Source organism: Candidatus Symbiopectobacterium sp. (assembly GCF_020054415.1).
Lineage (GTDB): Bacteria > Pseudomonadota > Gammaproteobacteria > Enterobacterales > Enterobacteriaceae > Symbiopectobacterium.
Genome location: NZ_JAHWCO010000652.1, coordinates 1 through 2409 on the forward strand (window position 1 = coordinate 1; position 2409 = coordinate 2409).

Here is a 2409-nt window from a genome sequence, read left to right on the forward strand (position 1 = left end):
CAGCTTGCTAACAATGTGTTTTACTTTTGGAAGTTCGTCGTTGTAAGCCCTGTAGCCATCCGTGTTTGCATGACTGACGACGGTAACGCTGATGGCCACTTTTGCCATAACCGTGTTTTTTCACAGGAGATGTCTGTTCACCAAATGGGCATCTTACATCAACTTTAGCCACTGTATTCCACATCCAAAACCGGACATTTCACACTGCAATCAACATATTGAATACACGACCGTTTAACCTGTCTATGGTAATGCAGTTCTGCCGCTCAACGACTTATATTCTCACCGCGCTGGACGCCACCAAATCGGTTACTACGTTCAGAACCAGTTTCGTTATGACGATCGCTGGATTGCCTTGATTGGCGGTCGTTACGATAAAGCAAAATAGCGCGATCAGAATCTTACCAGCGGCGCAGATACCCGTAAGGATGACGACAAGTTTACTAAAACCGCTGGATTGATGTATTTGTTTGATAACGGCGTTTCGCCTTATATCAGCTATGCAGAATCCTTTATGCCGGTGGCGGGTGTAGATGGTAGGAACAACCCTTATAAACCATCAATGGGCAAGCAGACTGAAGTGGGGATGAAGTATACGCCGCACGGCTTCAACGGCTACGCGACAGTTGCTCTGTATAATCTGGTTCAGTATAACGTGCCGACTACCGATCCTGAACATCTCAGCATCTCAACACAAACCGGGCAGGTTCGCTCTCGCGGCATAGAGTTGGAAATGAGCGGTGGGGTGGCGCACGGCTTGACTGTGCTGTGCAACTACAACTACGGCAAAGTCGAGACCACCAAATCACTTGATCAAGCCGAAGTGGGTAAACGCATTGTTGAGCAGCCATTACAACAAGCGTCCGGTTGGGTGAATTATGCGTTCCAAGGAACACTCTCCGGATTATCGTTGGGAACGGGTGTGCGTTATGTCGGTAGTTCTTTTGGTGACTCAAAGGAAAACCCCAACCTGAAGGCTCCGGCCTATACCCTTTAGGATGCCATGGTGGCCTATGACTTCACCAAGGATTGGCGCTTGCAGGTCAACGCCACCAACCTCAGCAACCGCGAATATGTCAGCGTGTGCAACTACTGGTGCTACTACGGTGAAGGCCGCGTGTTCAATGCCAACCTGAGCTACCGCTGGTAATCACGGATTCGATGATATTGATTGATGATAAACCCTACCCATAAGCGGGGTTTTTTCATTTAGCGCTGATTTGCCGATAGTTGTTGACTTTGCACTTAATGATAATAAAAATCATTTCATTATCATTAAATGAGACACAACGTGAACGGTCACGCTGCTACCTATGCTGACCCCGTCGAATCCCTAGCAGTACAGCGAATTTATCACGAGCACCATGTCTGGTTACAGGCGTGGCTGCGTCGGCGTTTGGGATGCTCGCAGCAGGCAGCCGATCTGGCGCAGGATACCTTCGTGCGTCTGGTCAGCACGCAGCAGGCCACCCAACTGCGTGAACCCCGCGCCTGGTTGACCACTGTCTCCCACGGTCTGGTGGTGAATTTCTGGCGGCGGCGCGATATTGAAAATGCTTATTTGCAGGTGTTGGCGGAACAGCAGCTTGAGACGGAGCCGTCTTTGGAGCAGCATGCCATCATTATTGATACACTGCTGGAGATAGACCGCATGCTCAGTACGCTGTCTGCCAAGGCTAGGCAGGCGTTTCTTTGGGTGCATATTGATGGACTGACGTACCAGCAAGTGGCCGATCGCCTTGGTGTCTCCGATAGTATGGTGAAAAAATACATGATACAGGCGATGTTCGCTTGCTTGACCTGTCAGGATCGCTAATTTCGGCCATGCGATCTGACGATATTCATCAGGATGTGTTCTACGATGCCGCCGAATGGTATGCCATTCTCTACGCGGATGATTGCACAGCAAACGAGCGCCATGCCTGGCAGAAATGGCTGAATAGCCACCCGTTGCACCAGCAGGCGTGGCCGCGTGTCGAGCAGATACATACCTGTTTTCATTCCGTCGAGAGCCCAGTGGCGTCCAGCGTATTAAACAGTCAGGGAACCGAACGACGTCACCTGTTAAGACTGTTGGCATTGATGACGCTGCTGGATGGCGGTGCTTATAGCGTCCCTTGGGAAACCTATGCTGTGGACTATCGCACCGCCAAGGGGGAAAACCGCAGCTGGGTGCTGGCAGAGGTGCTGACGCTAAACCTGAATACCGATTCAACGTTCACACGCTACGACCAGGACGGAAAGATTGCCGCATTGCGCGGCTTTGTTGAATAATAGGGAATAATGCTGTTATGACACGCATGTTTTGGATTAAAATGCTGATCGCTCCGGGATGCATCACCACGCTCTGGATTTAACATACTGATTTTACGTCAAGGGAATCCGCAGCCTTTATGGCTACGCAGCATA

Annotated in this window: 4 protein-coding genes and 2 pseudogenes; 4 read left to right on the forward strand and 2 right to left on the reverse strand. The window is 50.4% G+C overall.

Annotation, left to right across the window (positions count from 1 at the left end; genetic code table 11):
• Nucleotides 1–64: 64 nt before the first annotated feature.
• Nucleotides 65–172: pseudogene (locus tag QZ506_RS18865) on the reverse strand (IS1 family transposase); the annotation flags it as partial.
• A gap of 87 nt (nt 173–259) precedes the next feature.
• Here QZ506_RS18865 and QZ506_RS18870 point away from each other — a divergent pair.
• The 4 genes and pseudogenes from QZ506_RS18870 to QZ506_RS18880 all read left to right on the forward strand — a co-directional run bounded on the left by QZ506_RS18870 (nt 260) and on the right by QZ506_RS18880 (nt 2274).
• Nucleotides 260–997: pseudogene (locus QZ506_RS18870) on the forward strand (TonB-dependent siderophore receptor).
• 9 nt (nt 998–1006) lie between these two features.
• The gene (locus QZ506_RS21720) at nt 1007–1150 is read left to right on the forward strand and encodes a hypothetical protein (protein ID WP_367273039.1); all 144 of its coding nucleotides are present in this window, start codon (nt 1007–1009) and stop codon (nt 1148–1150) included.
• Nucleotides 1151–1291: 141 nt separating this feature from the next.
• A complete protein-coding gene (locus tag QZ506_RS18875; protein ID WP_291973102.1) occupies nt 1292–1816 on the forward strand; it encodes a sigma-70 family RNA polymerase sigma factor in 525 nt (174 codons plus the stop codon).
• An 8-nt stretch (nt 1817–1824) separates the two neighbouring features.
• Nucleotides 1825–2274 carry a DUF4880 domain-containing protein gene (locus QZ506_RS18880; protein ID WP_291973104.1) on the forward strand — a complete coding sequence of 150 codons (450 nt, stop codon included), beginning with the start codon at nt 1825–1827 and terminating at the stop codon, nt 2272–2274.
• Here the strand turns inward: QZ506_RS18880 and QZ506_RS18885 are convergent.
• The gene (locus QZ506_RS18885; RefSeq protein WP_291973106.1) at nt 2226–2360 is read right to left on the reverse strand and encodes a hypothetical protein; all 135 of its coding nucleotides are present in this window, start codon (nt 2358–2360) and stop codon (nt 2226–2228) included. The genes QZ506_RS18880 and QZ506_RS18885 overlap by 49 nt on opposite strands.
• Nucleotides 2361–2409 lie beyond the last annotated feature (49 nt).